Source organism: Glutamicibacter sp. BS14 (genome assembly GCF_056934375.1).
This window is the reverse complement of the sequence record NZ_CM167801.1, coordinates 1,484,745-1,500,263: the sequence shown is the minus strand read 5'-3', so window position 1 is coordinate 1,500,263 and position 15,519 is coordinate 1,484,745. Positions and strand designations below refer to the sequence as shown.

At 64.9% G+C, this 15,519-nt stretch carries 13 protein-coding genes; 5 read left to right on the top strand and 8 right to left on the bottom strand.

Translation table 11 applies throughout. The annotated features are described in order from the left end of the window. Window positions 1-212: 212 nt before the first annotated feature. From AC1Z36_RS07060 to AC1Z36_RS07035, 6 genes are all read right to left on the bottom strand, one after another. Complete coding sequence (locus AC1Z36_RS07060; protein WP_105657039.1) at window positions 213-713, bottom strand: MarR family winged helix-turn-helix transcriptional regulator; 501 nt, start codon at window positions 711-713, stop codon at window positions 213-215. A gap of 360 nt (window positions 714-1,073) precedes the next feature. Beyond that, entirely contained in the window at window positions 1,074-1,871 is a 798-nt protein-coding gene (locus tag AC1Z36_RS07055) for an ABC transporter permease (RefSeq protein WP_105657040.1), read from the bottom strand. A gap of 1 nt (window position 1,872) precedes the next feature. Beyond that, a complete protein-coding gene (locus AC1Z36_RS07050) occupies window positions 1,873-2,796 on the bottom strand; it encodes an ABC transporter permease (protein WP_105657041.1) in 924 nt (307 codons plus the stop codon). After that, a complete protein-coding gene (locus AC1Z36_RS07045; RefSeq protein ID WP_105657042.1) occupies window positions 2,793-3,926 on the bottom strand; it encodes an ABC transporter ATP-binding protein in 1,134 nt (377 codons plus the stop codon). The genes AC1Z36_RS07050 and AC1Z36_RS07045 overlap by 4 nt, the downstream gene beginning before the upstream one ends. Beyond that, window positions 3,923-4,084, bottom strand: coding sequence for a hypothetical protein (locus AC1Z36_RS07040; protein WP_181148813.1), 162 nt, complete (start codon window positions 4,082-4,084; stop codon window positions 3,923-3,925). Before AC1Z36_RS07040 ends, AC1Z36_RS07045 begins: the two co-directional genes overlap by 4 nt. 15 nt (window positions 4,085-4,099) lie before the next feature. Further along, entirely contained in the window at window positions 4,100-5,323 is a 1,224-nt protein-coding gene (locus AC1Z36_RS07035; RefSeq protein WP_105657043.1) for an ABC transporter substrate-binding protein, read from the bottom strand. 210 nt (window positions 5,324-5,533) lie between these two features. Here AC1Z36_RS07035 and AC1Z36_RS07030 point away from each other — a divergent pair, with 210 nt between their 5' ends. From AC1Z36_RS07030 to AC1Z36_RS07015, 4 genes are all read left to right on the top strand, one after another. Continuing rightward, window positions 5,534-6,001 carry an Lrp/AsnC family transcriptional regulator gene (locus AC1Z36_RS07030; protein ID WP_105657044.1) on the top strand — a complete coding sequence of 156 codons (468 nt, stop codon included), beginning with the start codon at window positions 5,534-5,536 and terminating at the stop codon, window positions 5,999-6,001. Continuing rightward, window positions 5,998-7,377 carry an aspartate aminotransferase family protein gene (locus tag AC1Z36_RS07025; protein WP_105657045.1) on the top strand — a complete coding sequence of 460 codons (1,380 nt, stop codon included), beginning with the start codon at window positions 5,998-6,000 and terminating at the stop codon, window positions 7,375-7,377. The genes AC1Z36_RS07030 and AC1Z36_RS07025 overlap by 4 nt, the downstream gene beginning before the upstream one ends. Window positions 7,378-7,533: 156 nt before the next feature. After that, complete coding sequence (locus tag AC1Z36_RS07020) at window positions 7,534-8,592, top strand: ImmA/IrrE family metallo-endopeptidase (RefSeq protein ID WP_105657046.1); 1,059 nt, start codon at window positions 7,534-7,536, stop codon at window positions 8,590-8,592. 79 nt (window positions 8,593-8,671) lie between these two features. Next, window positions 8,672-10,594 carry an acyl-CoA dehydrogenase family protein gene (locus AC1Z36_RS07015; protein WP_353615989.1) on the top strand — a complete coding sequence of 641 codons (1,923 nt, stop codon included), beginning with the start codon at window positions 8,672-8,674 and terminating at the stop codon, window positions 10,592-10,594. Here the strand turns inward: AC1Z36_RS07015 and AC1Z36_RS07010 are convergent. Both AC1Z36_RS07010 and AC1Z36_RS07005 read right to left on the bottom strand, forming a co-directional pair. Continuing rightward, window positions 10,591-12,315, bottom strand: a complete 1,725-nt coding sequence (locus AC1Z36_RS07010) for an HNH endonuclease signature motif containing protein (protein WP_483561877.1) — start codon at window positions 12,313-12,315, stop codon at window positions 10,591-10,593. The genes AC1Z36_RS07015 and AC1Z36_RS07010 overlap by 4 nt on opposite strands. A 61-nt stretch (window positions 12,316-12,376) precedes the next feature. Next, window positions 12,377-13,903 (bottom strand): PucR family transcriptional regulator, encoded by a 1,527-nt coding sequence (locus tag AC1Z36_RS07005; protein ID WP_483561876.1) that lies wholly within the window; start codon window positions 13,901-13,903, stop codon window positions 12,377-12,379. Window positions 13,904-14,013: 110 nt separating this feature from the next. Here AC1Z36_RS07005 and AC1Z36_RS07000 point away from each other — a divergent pair, with 110 nt between their 5' ends. Next, complete coding sequence (locus AC1Z36_RS07000; RefSeq protein ID WP_332485879.1) at window positions 14,014-15,516, top strand: CoA-acylating methylmalonate-semialdehyde dehydrogenase; 1,503 nt, start codon at window positions 14,014-14,016, stop codon at window positions 15,514-15,516. Window positions 15,517-15,519 lie beyond the last annotated feature (3 nt).

Sequence of the window (15,519 nt, the reverse complement as noted above, 5' to 3'; positions counted from 1 at the left end):
AATACTGCACACTAGGAAGGTAACCAGGCTGGGTGAGAACCAACCGAAGAGCCTTAAAGTATGTAAGTCGGTGAACTTCGCAACCGGTCGAGCAATTTCCCCGTACTCAGTCGGCCACGATATTCGGTATTACGGGCAACGCGCAGTTGTTCTGCTGTTAGACGGCATAACAACACACGCGATTAACGCCTGATTAGCTTATCGAGAATTCCTCAGTGTTCCAAATCGAGGTTTTCCGAATTCAGGATCCAATGATCCGCATCAAGCGAAGTTGTAATTTTGCGTGCGATCCGCGTGAGATCGTTAACGTCCTTGTCATCAAGGGTATCGAAGAGAAGTCCGCGCACCGAGGCAACGTGGTGAGGCGCCATCTGCTGCACGGCTTCCCATCCGGCCTGCGTTAATGAGGCGATTTTCACACGGGCATCTTCTGCGGACTGCTCGCGGGTAACCCAGCCGCGCTTCTCCAGCTTCTTGACCACATGCGACAGTCGCGAAAGCGAAGCACTGGTGTGCGAAGCCAGCGTCGTCATGGTCAGCTGATGGTCCTTGGCCTCGGAGAGCATGGCGAGCATGTGGTAGTCGAAAAGCGTGATGCCTTCCAGGCCCTGCAGATCGGAATCCAAGGCCGCCGGAAGCAAAGTCATGACAGCATGCAGTCCAAGCCAGGCGTCGCGTTCAGGCCCGGAGAGCCAAACTGGCTTATCGCTCATGAAGTTTCCAATCGTTCATAGACCTGCACCTACAGGCCAGCAAGGTATCAACCTGTAGACCATATATTGTAAAGCTAAGTATTTACTATATGTCAGATGCCCGCATTTCGGCTCTCTGCCAATATTTCGTTCCGCCAGCCACCCTAATGGCCTTTGGGCGCGGCTGCATCCTGCAGGCAATGGTCCTGCAAATCACCGCAAGAGCAGCAAGCGGCCGGAGGCCTAGCGCCAGTCCAACAACGTGCAGGTCCCAGAGGGTGCAAGGAGCGAGCTGGGTACCGCTCACGCTAGTGACGATCCCTGCTTTTTGACCAGCTGGCAAGCCAAAGGCCCGCGCTGAAGAGCGCGGGCCTTTGGAACCTAGGAATTCTCCAGCTGTTTCTTCTTCCGGTAGCTGATCACCTGTCCGATGACCACCACGAGCAGGGCAAGGATGAACATCGCCGAACCAATGACATTCGCCTGGGCCGGGATGCCGCGGGTAGCTGCCACATAGATGAACTTCGGGAAGGTCTGGAAGGTGCCGGAGTTGAAATTCGTGATGATGAAATCATCAAAACTCATCGCGAAGGACAACAGCGCGGCGGCCACAATGCCTGGCAGCAGCAGCGGGAACGTCACCTTCCAGAAGGCCGCCCGCGGCGAGGCGTAGAGATCGGCGGCCGCTTCTTCCAATCGCGGATCCAGCGAGGAGACACGAGCCCTGACGGTGACGATCACGAAGGACATGCAGAACACAATGTGGGCGATCACGATGGTGGCGTAGCCCAGTTCCCAACCGAGGTTCAGGAACTGTGCCAGCAGAGAAGCGCCGAGCACGACCTCCGGAGTAGCCAACGGCAAAATGATCAGCACATCGGTGAGCTTGCGGAACCGGAACTTGTAGCGGACCAGGCCGATGGCGATCAGCGTGCCCAAGGCGGTGGCGGCAATCGTGGCCACCGTGCCGACCTGCAGCGAGTGCGCCAGCGATTCGCAGACCGCCGGAGCGCCGCAGGGGTTCTGCCAGTTCTCCAGGGTGAAGCCGCGCCAGTCCAGGTTGGTGCGGCCGGCATCGTTGAAGGAGAACACGAAGATGTACGCGATCGGGACCAGGAGGTAGATGAAAGCCAGCCCGCCGACAGCGGGGATGAACCAGCGTCCGATTTTCTGCTTCATGCTACATCAGCTCCTTGGTCCCGAAGCGGCGGATATAGATCGTGACCAGGACCAGGATCGAGACCATCAGCACGAAGCTCAACGCCGAGGCGCCCGGGTAATCGATGACCTTGAAGAATCTGGAATCGATGATCTGGCCGATCATCGTAGTATTGCGGTTATTGCCCAGCAGGGCCGCGTTCACGTAGTCGCCGGCGGCCGGGATGAACGTCAGCAGGGTGCCGGCGAAGACGCCCGGGGCGCTCATCGGCAGCGTCACCTTGAAGAAGGAGGTCATCGGGCTGGCATAGAGATCCCCCGAGGCCTCGAGCAGGCGTGTGTCCAGCCGGCCCAGGTTAGCGTAGATCGGCAGCACCATGAACGGCAGGAAGTTATAGGTCAGGCCCGCGACGACCGCGAACGGCGTGGCGGTCAGGTGCCCGTCGGCTGGCAGGATCGCCAGGAATTTCAGCGTTTGGGCGATGAACCCCTCGTCGGCCAGTATCTGCTTCCAGGCCTGGGTGCGCAGAATGAAGCTGGAGAAGAACGGGGCGATCAGCAGCACCAGCAAGATGCCCTGCAGCAGCGTCTTCTCGCGCAAGCGGACTGCCACCAGGTAGGCCATCGGGAAGCCGATGAGCAAGGCCAGGACGGTGGCGATCAGCGCGAACCCGAAGGAGCGCAGCAGCTCGGGCCAGTAGGCGGCGAGCACCGTGGCGTAGTTGCCGATTTCGAAACCCGGCACGAATTCGCCGATTTCCCCGCCCTCGGGTTTCACGTACAGGCTCATTGCCAGCAGGACAACCACCGGAAGCGCGAAGAACAGGGCGAGCACCAGCATGCCCGGGGCGATCAGGTAGACGCCGGTGCGGCCCTTGCGCCGCTCCGCCCGGATCTCCTCGGGGCTGCGCAGGTCGACGATGCCCTTCTTGGTCATGACCGTCATGGCTGGTCAACTCCGGCATCCTCGTGCTCGGCACCGGCCAGGCCGAAGGAATGCTGCGCCTCCCAGGACAGGTACACGGTGTCGCCTTCGGCAGCCGGCTGCTGGCCGCGATTCTGCGTGAAGGTCCCGAGCGTGCCGATCCCGTCCACCTCGACCAGGTACTCGGTGGTGGTGCCGGTGAAGGACACGTCGACCACGGTGCCGGACAAGCGGTTCTCCCCCGCATAGCCCTCGCGCGAGATCGTGATCTTCTCCGGGCGCACCCCGACGACCACCTCCCCTGAAGCCTGCACGGCGCGGTCGGCCGGCAGCAAGATGGCTTGGCCGTTGACCATGACGCTGAGCATGCCGGCGTCATTGCCGCTGACCGTGCCGCGCATCAGGTTCGACTTGCCCAGGAAGTTCGCGACGAACGCGGTCTTGGGCAGTTCGTAGAGTTCGCGCGGCGGGCCCATCTGCTCGATCCGTCCGCCGTTCATCACCGCGACCACGTCGGCCATGGTCATGGCCTCTTCCTGGTCGTGGGTGACGTGGATGAAGGTCAGGCCGACTTCGGTCTGGATGTTCTTCAGCTCCAGCTGCATTTGGCGGCGCAGCTTCATGTCCAGTGCCCCGAGGGGCTCATCGAGCAGCAGCACCTGCGGGCGATTGACCAGCGCCCGGGCCAGGGCCACGCGCTGCTGCTGCCCGCCGGAGAGCTGGATCGGCTTGCGATTGGCAAGGTGCCCGAGCTCCACCAGGTCCAGCCCGGCCCTGGCTTTCTCCATCGCCTGCTTGTCCTTCTTGCGCTTGAGCCCGAAGGCCACGTTTTCCAGCACGCTCATGTGCGGGAACAGCGCATAGGACTGGAACACGGTGTTCACCGGACGCTGGTGGCTGGCCAGCGCGGTGACGTCCTGGCCGCCGATCGAGATGCTGCCCTCGCTGGGGGCCTCAAGGCCCGCGATCATGCGCAGGGTGGTCGACTTGCCGCAACCGGAGGGTCCGAGCAGGGCGAAGAAGGTGCCCGAAGGGACCACCAAATCCAGGTCCTTGACCGCCACGAAGCTGGAAAAGCGCTTGGTGATGCCCGAGAGGTGCAGATCCGCGCCGGTGGCAGTGGTTTCGGTACGCGTTGCCAAGGTTGTCATGCCCCTATCACTTCCTGGAACTGGTTGTGGAAATCGGTTTCTGCTGCCGGTACAGCACGTGCGGAGGTTGCCCGGTTGACGACGTCCCTGGCGCGGGCCGGGCCCGGACCGCGGCCTTTGGACAGGCGCTGGCAGTTGATGGCTCGTTGGCGAGTCATGGTGTTCCCCGCTTTCTAGGCGCCGATTGCACTCTGGAATTCAGAGTTCAACGCGGTCTCTTCATCCGCTTCCAGCGAGCGGAAGACATGCGCCTTGGCCAGATCCTCATCGGTCGGGAAGATCAGCGGGTTGCCGACCAGGTCCGGGTCGATCTTTTCCATTTCTTCCTGGGCGCCGACCACCGGGCAGATGAAGTTCACGTAGGCTGCGACCTGCGCGGCCACGGCCGGGTCGTAGTAGAAGTCCATGAGCTTCTCGGAGTTGGCCTTGCGTGGCGAGGCCACCGGGACCATCAGGTTGTCGCTCCACAGGGTGCCGCCGGCCTCGGGGATCACGAACTCCCACTGGTCATCGTTCTCGAAGTTCATCTGCACGATATCGCCGGACCAGACGATGCCGGCGATCGCATCGCCCGAGACGAAGTCCTCCTTGTAGGAGTTGCCCTTGACCTGGCGGATCTGGCCATTTCCGATGTTCTCGCGCAGCACGTCGGCGGCGGCGCCGAATTCGCTTTCGCCCCATTGGCCGGCGATGTCCACGCCGTTGTGCAGCATCAGCAGGCCGATGGTGTCGCGCATTTCATCGAGCACGGTGATACGGCCCTTGAGCTTTGGATCCCAGAGGTCCTCGACGGATTTCAGGCCCTTGGGGAATGCCTTCTTATTCCAGGCGATGCCGGCGTAGCCGGACTGCCAGGTCAGCGAGTGCTTGCGTCCCGGGTCGAAGTCCACGTCCTTCAGATTGGGCAGCAGGTTGGCCGAGTTGGGGATGTTCGCCAGGTCCAGCTCCTGGGCGTAGCCCTGGCGGATCATGCGGCCGGCCATCCAGTCGGTCATCGTGATGATGTCCTGGCCGATGTCCTGGCCTGCCTTGAGCTGGCCCTGCACCTTGCCGTAGTAGGTGTCGTTGCCGTCGATATCCTCGCGGTAGTTCACCTTGATGCCGGTCTGCTTGGTGAACGCATCCAGTGTCGGGTAGGTCTTCTTCTCGTCGTCGTAATCCAGGTACAGGGTCCAGTTGGCCCAGTTCACGGTGGGGTCATTTGCGGAAATGTCCTCGATCGACGGTGCGGCTTTGGTGCTGCTTCCTCCGGTGCCGCAGGCTGCGAGCAGCCCGGTCAGGCCCAATGCGCCGGCCGCGGAAAGCACGCTGCGGCGGGAGTAGCTGCGCTGGCTCATGGCCTGGACCAGTGCGCGGACTTGGGGGTCTTGCGGAAGTCGGCGTTGCGAGTGCGACATGGCTGGAATCCTAACGACGAATGTGATCGGCCACACATGAAAGTGTTGTCGTTCATCCTGCCAGCAATGCACAGGTCCAACAAGACCCGAACGCAAGTTTCCTTGTAAAAATTACGTTACGAAAACTGAAAACTTTCAAAAATACCCCTTTCGCAACTGAATCAGTGACGGTAGGGTCTGTGGAAAGTCCCTTAGACCTAGGAGGTCGATATGACGCTGCCCTCGCATACGGCACAGGCCATTGATGAAATTTCCAAGGAGATCATCGAGCAGCTGCAGGAAGATGGCCGGCGCTCCTATGCCGCCATCGGCAAGGCAGTGGGCCTGAGCGAAGCGGCTGTGCGCCAGCGCGTGCAGAAGCTGGTCGAGAGCCGCGTCGTGCAAATCGTCGCAGTCACCAACCCGCTGGAGTTGGGCTTCACCCGCCAGGCCATGATCGGCGTCGTCGCCGCCAGCGACATCAGCGGCACCGCCGACCGGATCGCCGAACTTCCGGAAGTCGACTACTGCGTGGTCACTGCCGGCAGCTCGGACATACTCGCGGAGGTCATCTGCTCGAACGATGAGGACCTGCTGCGCGTGATCGGAACGATCCGCGGGCTCGAAGGCGTGGTCAGCACCAATACGTACACCTACCTTTCACTCAAAAAACAGGAATACAACTGGGGAACACGATGAACACACCACGTGGTACCGATCGCCAGCAAGCCGCTCGCGATCACCTTTGGATGCACATGGCCCGGCACTCCGGAATTTCCAACGGCGCGCACGTTCCGATCATCTCGCGCGGCGAGGGGCACAAGATCTACGACGATGCCGGGCGCGAATACATCGACGGCTTGGCCGGGCTGTTCGTGGTCAACGCGGGGCACGGGCGCGCCGAATTGGCCGAAGCCATGGCCAAGCAGGCCGAGAAGCTGGCCTTCATGCCGCTGTGGTCCTACGCCCACGAACCGGCGATCGACCTGGCTGAGCGCCTGGCCAGCTATGCACCGGGCGACTTGAACCGCGTCTTCTTCACCACCGGCGGCGGCGAGGCGGTCGAATCCGCCTTCAAGCTGGCCAAGCAGCATTTCAAGATGAAGGGCAAGCCGGGCAAAACCAAGGTCATTTCGCGCGCCCTGGCCTACCACGGCACCCCTCAGGGAGCCTTGGCCATCACCTCGCTGCCGGATATGAAGACCCCGTTCGAGCCTTTGGTCCCCGGCACCTTCCGCGTGCCGAACACCAACTTCTACCGCGCACCGCAGATGTTCGCGGACAACGAGAAGGACTTCGGGCTGTGGGCCGCGGAGCGCATCCGCGAAGCCATCGAATTCGAAGGCGCCGACACCGTGGCGGCGGTCTTCCTGGAACCGGTGCAGAACTCCGGCGGCTGCTTCCCGCCACCACCGGGGTACTTCGACCGGGTCCGCGAGATCTGCGACGAATACGACGTGCTGCTGGTTTCCGACGAAACCATCTGCGCGTTCGGCCGCATCGGCTCGATGTTCGCCTGCAACGACTTCGGCTACGTCCCGGACATCATCACCTCGGCAAAGGCGCTGACCAGTGGCTATGTCCCGCTGGGCGTGATGGTCGTTTCCGACAAGCTGTTCGAGCCTTTCACCAAGGGCGATACCACCTTCTACCACGGCTACACCTTTGGCGGGCATCCGGTGGCAGCCGCGGTGGCGATGGCGAACCTGGACATCTTCGAGCGGGAAGGATTGAACGAGAACGTCAAGAACAATGCCGACGCGTTCAAATCCACGCTGTCCAAGCTCACCGATCTGGACATCGTTGGCGATGTGCGCGGCGCCGGCTACTTCTACGGGATCGAGCTGGTCAAGGACAAGGCGACCAAGGAGACCTTCAGCGACGCGGAGTCCGAACGCCTGCTGCGCGGGTACCTCTCCCCGGCCCTGTGGGAGGCGGGACTGTATTGCCGCGCCGACGATCGCGGCGACCCGGTCATCCAGCTGGCTCCGCCCATCACGATCGGGCAGCCGGAGTTCGACCAGATCGAATCCATCCTGCGCACCGTGCTGAAGGAAGCGGCCAGCAAGATCTAGCGCCACGAAGGCTCGCAGGCATCGCCTGCGAGCCTTTTCGCAAGTCAGAGCGTGTTACTTCACGAAGCTGCACGCAATTGGTGCTTTGTGGCATAGGCCACTAGTCTGAGGTCATTAGACGATCAAGATCGCCTTTTGGAAGATTGCAGGAACCTCATGACTTTGGAACCGACCAGAATCAGGTTGGCACGCGAACGTGCAGCGCTGAGCCGGTCCGCCTTGGCCGCCTCGCTGGGTATTTGCGAGCGCGAACTCGCCCATGCTCCCGAGGATCTTTCCCTTGCGCTGGCCGATGCGCTGGGCTGCGCGCCGCAGTTCTTCCGGCTTCCCGCGGCCCAGGGCATCGACACCGAGCGGATCTTCTTCCGCTCCCCGCGCCGCACCAGCACCGCGCAGAAAGTCGCCGCGGCCGCGCTGGGCCGCAACGGCGTGGAACTCTACAACCTGATCACGCGGAACTTCCGGCTCCCGCACACCGGGATCCCCGAGCTGTGCGGCTTCACCCCGGAAGATGCCGCCGCGCATCTGCGCACCGAATGGGATCTGGGATGCGGCGCGTTGCCCGATCTGCTGCATCTGCTCGAAGCCCGCGGGGTGCGGGTGCTGAGCCTGCCGGCCTCGCTCGAAGCGGTCAAGACCTTCAGCTTCTGGGAAGACGGGCAGGCCTTCATCTTCCTGGCCGCCGGCAGCCGCAATGCACAGCGCCTGGCGATGGCCCACGAGCTGGGGCATCTGCTGATGCACTCCTCGCTGGGCGAGAACCGCGAGCAGGTGGCCGCCGCGGAACGCGAAGCCGACGAATTCGCGGCACGCTTGCTCCTGCCCTCCCTGTCCCTGCAGGTTCGGGTCTCCGATTCCCTGCAGATCCCGCAGCTGCTGGCACTCGAAGAGCAGTTCGGTGCACCGGCCCAGGTGATCCTCGCGCATTCGCGTGCCCGCGGCTTGCTGGGCGAAGGCGCCTACCAGTGGTTGTCACAGGAGCTGGCGCTGGAACCGGCCCAGGAGCACCAGCAGCTGGTCTCCCGGGTCTTCTCCCTGGTCTTCCCCTCCCTGCAGCGCGACCATCGGGCCAGCACCGCACGGATCGCCCGCGAATTAGGGCAAACCGCATCGCAGATCCATGAGCTGACCTTCGGGCAGGCGTTCGTGCTGCTCGAAGGAGAGAACCTGCACGACGCCGGCCAGGCGACCCGCGGCCACCTGCACGCGCTCTAGCAACCCCGGGGTTTGGCAGCTACGCTGGTGCCACCAGGCGATGGCGCCGCGGCCGATCGCCGAGCCAAAGGGGATCGCCATGCAAATCAACGCCGACAAATCCAGGCAAGTCGCCGAGGAGTCCCGCGAGCAGTTCGACCGGCCCAGCTTCGCCAAGGGCCTGTACATGGGGGCCGTGGACTTCTCCCTGATCGAACCATTGCCCAGCGCCCTGCATCCAGAACGCGGACAGGAATTCCTGCCGCAGCTCGAAGCGGTCCTCGATGGCATCGACCCGGAGCGCATCGAAGCCCAGGCGCGCATCCCCGGCGAATATATTGCCCAGCTTCGCCGCATCGGCGCCTTCGGCATGAAGATCCCGGTCGAATACGGCGGACTGGGGCTGAGCCTGCTGGACTACGGCCGGGCGCTGATGCGCGTCGGCGTGGTTTCCCCGGCCATCGGCGCGCTGCTCTCGGCCCACCAGTCCATCGGCGTCCCCGAGCCGGTGAAGGCCTTCGGCACCGAGGAGCAAAAACGCGAGTACCTGCCGCGCTGCGCGGCAGGAGCCATCAGCGCCTTCCTGCTCACCGAGAACGATGTCGGTTCCGACCCTGCACGGTTGGGCACCGAAGCCCGGCTCAGTCACGACGGCAGCCACTACATCCTGGATGGCGCGAAGCTGTGGACCACCAACGGGGTGGTCGCCGAGCTGCTCGTGGTGATGGCCGCGGTGCAGCCGCATGAGGCCCTCGGCCAAGAGCCTGCAGGTCGCGGCGGAATCACCGCCTTCATCGTCGAGGCCGATACCGCGGGCATCACCGTCGAGAACCGCAACCAGTTCATGGGCCTGCGCGGAATCGAGAACGGGGTGACCCGGTTCCGCTCGGTGCGCGTGCCGGCGGCCAACCGCCTGGGCAAGGAAGGCTCGGGGCTGAAGATCGCGCTGAGCACCCTGAACACCGGGCGCTTGTCCATCCCGGCCATGTGCGCCGGGGCCGGCAAATGGTCCACGAAGATCGCCCGTGAATGGTCCGCGGCCCGCGTGCAGTGGGGCCACCCGGTCGGCAAGCACCAAGCCGTCGCCGGCAAGCTCGCCTGCATCGCGGCCAGCAGCTATGCGCTGGAAGCGGTGTTCGAGGTGTCCGCCCGGCTGGCCGATGCCGGCATGAAGGATATTCGCATCGAGGCGGCCCTGGCCAAGCTCTGGGCTTCGGAGGCTGCCTGCACGATCGCCGATGAGCTGCTGCAGATCCGCGGCGGGCGCGGATTCGAGACCGCGCAGTCGCAGGCAGCGCGCGGCGAGCGGGCGGTGCCGGTCGAACAGATGCTGCGCGACCTGCGGATCAACCGCATCTTCGAAGGCTCCACCGAAATCATGCACCTGCTGATTGCCCGCGAGGCCGTGGATGCGCACCTGCAGGCGGCCGGGGACCTGGCGCGTGCCGGGTCGAGCATCCAGGACAAGGCCCGAGCGGCGGTGGATGCCTCGGGGTTCTATGCCCGGTGGCTGCCCAAGCTTGCGATGGGCGCAGGCTCGCTTCCGAACTCCTATGCCGAGCACGGCCCATTGGCCAAGCACCTGCGCTATGTGGAGCGGACCTCGCGGCGGCTGGCACGCCAGACGTTCGCCGGGATGGCGCGCTGGCAGGCCGGCCTGGAAAAGCAGCAGGTCTTCCTGGGCCATATCGTGGATATCGGCGCGGAGCTGTTCGCCATGTCCGCGGTGATCGCCAAGACCACTGCGCTGCCGCAGTCCCCGGCTGGCCAGCGCAACTCGGCGCAGGATCTTGCCCTGGCCTTCTGCGAACAGGCCGCGCAACGCTGCGAGGAGCATTTCGGCAGGCTCTGGAAAAACACCACCCGTACCGATGGACGGATCGCCGCGGACCTGCTGGACGGGAAGTTCCAGTGGCTGGAGGCAGGGGTCCGCGATGTCTCCGAAGGCACCGGAGAGTGGATCGCCCAGTGGTCCGATGGAGTTCGCAAAGACGTGCGGTGGCCCTACCCGGAGGATGCCTAGGGCTCCACGATCTCGATGTCCAGTTCCCCGGCACGCCACTTCGCGGTCATGCGCTCGGCGAGGGCATCGGCCGCCAGGGCTTCCTGCGGGGTCATCCAGTAGGTGTTCACCCGGAGTTTCTGCTGCGGGTCGAGTTCCTTGGACAGCAGGGCCATCGGCCGGCATCCAGGGATCTTCACCGCGTGGAACAACCCGCAATGCCTGCCGATATGGTGGATCATGCATCCCAAGGCCGCGGACTCGATGTCCGTGTTGCCGCCCTTTTCCCACGCGTCGAGATGATCCAGTTCGCATCGTTCGGCGGGCATGCTGCATCCCGGATACAGGCACCCTCGATAGGCCGCCCGGATGGCGCGGCCCTGCGCCTTGCTATACAGCCGCTGGGTGCGGCCCAGATCCAGGGGCAGGCTCTGGCCGTTCAGCACCAGCGGATAGATTCCGGCCGTGCACAATGCCGCTCTGGTTTCGCCCGGGGATAGCTGGATCCCGGTGGAAGTGACCGCGAATTCCTTGCCGTCGCGTCTCATCTTCTCGTAATCCAGGATGATGCTCACCTGCGGTACCGCCAACCCGGGTTGTTTCCCTGGCGAACCGCTCTGGTTGCGGTCGGTCATCAGCAAGGCCAGGAATCCTACGAGCCGGCGTCGTTCTGGCCTGAGCTCCTCGAACTGGGTGGCGGCCGGGCCGGCAGGTTCCTCGGGCTCTTCAGGTTCTTCGGGTTCCTCGGGTTCTCCAGGTTCGTCAGGTTTGTCAGGTTCTTCGGGTTCTTCAGGTTCGGCGGATCCCTCGGGTGCCGATCCGGCAGGTTCCCCGTCTTTGGCCCAGTCGGGCATCGATTCCTCGTCATCCCAGCCGCTGCCCTGGGCACCGGTGAACTGCGCCTCGGCGTGCGCCAGGGCTTCGCGGTTCCCGGCCACGGTGGCCGGGTTGTCCAGCGCGTTGAAATACGCTTCGATCATCGCCGCATGGGCGGGCAGGACGCGCAGGACGTATTCGACCAGGCCCTGGCGCATGCCCTTCTTGAAGATCCCGATCCCATCCAGCAGGGCCTGCAACGGGCGCTGGCCGGACTTCACCTGCGCCACCAGTGCGTTGATGTGCCTGCGGGCGGCCTTGGGTTCGCTGCGGATGAAGGCGGCCGATTCGGCTTGCAGCTGGTCCTTCTTGGCCTGCCCGGCCTGGCCTTCGCCGAAGTCCTTGCGGGCCGAATGCAGTTTCAGCGCGGCCGAGGACACCAGCCGGGGATCCACGTCGGGGTCGGCGAATTGCCCGGCCAGTTCCGGCAACCAGGCGGGCAGCGGTTGCCCTGCCTCGTCGACACCGCCCAGCAAGCAATCCACCAGGGCCAGCCGGTCGCGGACCGTGCTGCGCGGGATGTCCAGCCAGCCGTGCAGCAGCCCGGCCGTGTTCTTGAAATGCGTGCGGGCAGTGGTGGTGCGCCCGGCGGCCACCTGGAATGCGGCGAGGCTCGGGTGCTCGCCTGCCTCGGTGACGGCCTGGAAGGATTCCTGGTCGAGCTTGTGGGCACCGGTGCGGCGCAGCGCATGGGCGGCGTGCAGCTGGGTGCGGCTCTGGCGGCGGGCGAGCTTGTCAGCAAGCTGCGCAAAGCAGGCCGCGTGGCCGGGGCTCAATGGCCCGCCGGCAAGGACCGCGGTGGCCGATGCGATGAGTTCTTCCGCGTCGGCCAGGTCCTTCAGCGCCTGTGCCTGTTCTGTGCTCATGCCCCCATGATGTCTGCGGCGTCCTGCGGGGTTTTCTCACCGGGAGCCAAGTGTGGATAGCTCAGCCGTGCATGCGGTACCAGAGCAGCGCCACCTGCAGCGAGGCGCGGGACTCGGCGGAGTCCAGCTGCACCCCGAGCTTGGCTTCGAGCTTGGCCAGCCGGGAGTAGAGGGTGGGCCGCGAGAGGTAGCCGGCCTTGGCCAGCGCGGTTTTGTTCCCGCCGTGGGCCAGGTAGAGATCGAGCAGGTCAAGGGCGGCCAGGTCGAGCGGGTTGAGCAGGCCGGAGAGCTCGGCCAGCGCGAAGGTGCGCAGCTTCGGGTCGCTGCCCATGGCCGAGAGCACCCCGCGCAGGCGCAGGTCGGCGAAGCGGTAGTAGGGCTGGGCGCGGGTGGGCAGGTGCGGGACGATCTGCGCGACCTGCGCGGCTTCCTCCAGCCCGGCGATGCTGGTGGCCAGGGTGCCTTCGGGCCCCACGCCGATGGCCACCGGCGCGGTGAGCTGCTCGGCCAGCCGGCGGGTGAAGCCCTGCAGGGTGGAGTCCAGCAGTTCGCGGGCGCGCAGCGGCAGGATCAGCCCCAGGTACCCGGGCTTGAGCGAGCCGGCCAGGATGCCCAGGTGCAGGGTGTCGGCCAGCTGGTCGAGCACTTCGAGCAGGGCGCGGTCGGCCAGCTGGGTTTCGGTCGGCGTTCCGGAACCGGCCAGGGAGATGACCACCGGGACATAGTAGGGGGCGGCGGCCAGGCCCAGGGCCTGGGTGCGGATGGCGATGTCCTTGTCGCTGTAGCTGTGCCCGGCCTGCAGTTCGTGCAGCGTGGAGGTGCGCGCCTGGTAGAGCAGCTCGCGCTGGTCGCGCCCGGACAGGCGGGCGATGGTCAGCGCCTGGCCGGCCCGTTCCAGCACCAGGGCCGCGCGGTCGTCGTCCTCCAGGATGGCCGGGACGATCAGCCGCCCCCAGCGGCTGCGGACCGCGCCGACCGGGGTCTGCAGCCAGTTCTCGGTGCCGGTGGCGCGTCCAGTGTGCTCCAGGAACCCGACGAAGCGCGAACGGGTGATCCAGTGTTCCAGTTGCGCGCCGGACTGGGCGAGCACGTGGTGGCGGACATCTTCCAGGACCACGGGGGCCGAGAGCAGCTGCGCGGTGCGGTCCACGATCTGCGCTTCGTCGGCCTCGGTCAGCGAGAGCCCGGTGTAGATTTCGTGCACCGTGCGGGAGAACTGGACGGCCTCGAGCTGCTCGGCGACGAGTTTCTGGTGGATGACCTCGGTGATGGACACGAAGCGGGTGGTGGTGCGCAGGGCGATGACCGGCAGGCCCAGGTCGGCGACGTCCAGCGGTGCGCCGGAAAGGTCCTCGATGATGACCCCGACGGCCCCGGCCTCGCGCAGCGCGGTGATGAAGGCGCGCACGTCGCTCACGTTGCGCAGGGTCGTGAGGATCAGCTCGCGGCCCAGCAGCAGGTCGATGTTCTCGGTGGATTCGGTCACGTGCACCCAGCGAAGCGGCGCGTCCATCCCTGTTCCGCAGAGCACCTGGGGGTCGGCGGCCTGGACCACCGGCAGGTGCAGTACCTCGTCTACCGTCAGCATTTTTACACTCCGTCAGCACTAGTGCTTAAATCATGACACAGTGATGGTGTTGTCCCTCACATCCATGACCCATGATGAAGGCAGGCACCCAACTTCGAAAGGCCGATACGATGACCGCAACGCTGACCGGCACACTGCAGCACTGGATCAACAACGCCAATTACTCCGCCGATGACCGCACCGGCAAGATCTACAACCCCGCCACCGGCGAGGTCACCCGCCAGGTTGCGCTGGCCTCCAAGGCCACCACCGAGCATGCGATCGCCGCAGCCGCCGAGGCCTTCCCGAAGTGGCGCGACACCTCGCTGGCCCGCCGCACCGCGATCATGTTCAACTTCCGCCAGCTGCTGGCCGAGCGCAAGGGCGAGCTGGCCGCGATCATCACCGCCGAGCACGGCAAGGTGCTGGACGACGCGCTGGGCGAAGTGGCCCGCGGCCTGGAAGTCGTCGAGCTGTGCTGCAACGCGCCCTACCTGCTCAAGGGCGAGTTCTCGCAGAACGCCTCCACCGGCATCGACGTGCAGTCCATGCGCCAGCCGGTCGGCATCTCGGCCATCATCTCCCCCTTCAACTTCCCGGCCATGGTGCCGCTGTGGTTCTTCCCGGTAGCGATCGCCGCCGGCAACGCGGTGGTGCTCAAGCCATCGGAGAAGGACCCGTCGGCCGCCAACTGGCTGGCCGAGCTGTTCACCGAGGCCGGCCTGCCCGAGGGCGTGCTGAACGTGGTGCACGGCGACAAGGAGGCGGTGGACACCCTGCTGACCGATCCGCGCGTGAACTCCGTGTCCTTCGTGGGTTCCACCCCGATCGCGCAGTACGTCTACTCCACCGGCACCGCGCACAACAAGCGGGTGCAGGCCTTTGGCGGCGCGAAGAACCACATGCTGGTGCTTCCGGATGCCGACCTGGACCTGGCCGCCGACATGGCGGTCAACGCAGGCTTCGGCGCGGCCGGCGAGCGCTGCATGGCGATCTCCGTAGTCGTCGCGATCGACACCATCGCCGATGAGCTGGTGGCCAAGATCGCCGAACGCGCCAAGACGCTGCGCGTGGGCGATGGCACCCGCGGCTGCGACATGGGCCCGCTGATCACCGGCGAGCACAAGGCGAAGGTGGCCGGGTACATCGAGGCCGGCATCTCCGCCGGCGCGGACCTGGTGCTCGATGGCCGCACCGGCACCGTGGATGCTGATGGCGAGGGCTTCTTCCTGCATCCGACGATGTTCGACCATGTCGGCACGGACATGTCCATCTACACCGAGGAAATCTTCGGTCCGGTGCTCTCGGTGGTGCGCGTGGAGAGCTTCAACGAGGGCATCGAGCTGATCAACTCTTCGCCGTACGGCAATGGCACCGCGATCTTCACCAACGACGGCGGCGCGGCCCGCCGCTTCGAGGACGAGATCCAGGTGGGCATGGTCGGGGTCAACGTGCCGATCCCGGTACCGGTGGGCTACCACTCCTTCGGCGGCTGGAAGGCCTCGCTGTTCGGCGACCAGCACGCCTACGGCCCGGAGGGCTTCAAGTTCTTCACCCGCAACAAGGTGATCACCAAGCGCTGGCTGGATCCCAGCCACGGCGGCATCAACCTCGGCTTCCCGCAGAATGACTGATAC

Coding starts and splice junctions, on each gene's coding strand:
- AC1Z36_RS07015 (WP_353615989.1), top strand. CDS start 8,672: ATGCAAATCAACGCCGACAAATCCAGGCAAGTCGCCGAGGAGTCCCGC.
- AC1Z36_RS07025 (WP_105657045.1), top strand. CDS start 5,998: ATGAACACACCACGTGGTACCGATCGCCAGCAAGCCGCTCGCGATCAC.
- AC1Z36_RS07045 (WP_105657042.1), bottom strand. CDS start 3,926: ATGACAACCTTGGCAACGCGTACCGAAACCACTGCCACCGGCGCGGAT.
- AC1Z36_RS07000 (WP_332485879.1), top strand. CDS start 14,014: ATGACCGCAACGCTGACCGGCACACTGCAGCACTGGATCAACAACGCC.
- AC1Z36_RS07010 (WP_483561877.1), bottom strand. CDS start 12,315: ATGAGCACAGAACAGGCACAGGCGCTGAAGGACCTGGCCGACGCGGAA.
- AC1Z36_RS07040 (WP_181148813.1), bottom strand. CDS start 4,084: ATGACTCGCCAACGAGCCATCAACTGCCAGCGCCTGTCCAAAGGCCGC.
- AC1Z36_RS07050 (WP_105657041.1), bottom strand. CDS start 2,796: ATGACGGTCATGACCAAGAAGGGCATCGTCGACCTGCGCAGCCCCGAG.
- AC1Z36_RS07030 (WP_105657044.1), top strand. CDS start 5,534: ATGACGCTGCCCTCGCATACGGCACAGGCCATTGATGAAATTTCCAAG.
- AC1Z36_RS07035 (WP_105657043.1), bottom strand. CDS start 5,323: ATGTCGCACTCGCAACGCCGACTTCCGCAAGACCCCCAAGTCCGCGCA.
- AC1Z36_RS07005 (WP_483561876.1), bottom strand. CDS start 13,903: ATGCTGACGGTAGACGAGGTACTGCACCTGCCGGTGGTCCAGGCCGCC.
- AC1Z36_RS07060 (WP_105657039.1), bottom strand. CDS start 713: ATGAGCGATAAGCCAGTTTGGCTCTCCGGGCCTGAACGCGACGCCTGG.
- AC1Z36_RS07055 (WP_105657040.1), bottom strand. CDS start 1,871: ATGAAGCAGAAAATCGGACGCTGGTTCATCCCCGCTGTCGGCGGGCTG.
- AC1Z36_RS07020 (WP_105657046.1), top strand. CDS start 7,534: ATGACTTTGGAACCGACCAGAATCAGGTTGGCACGCGAACGTGCAGCG.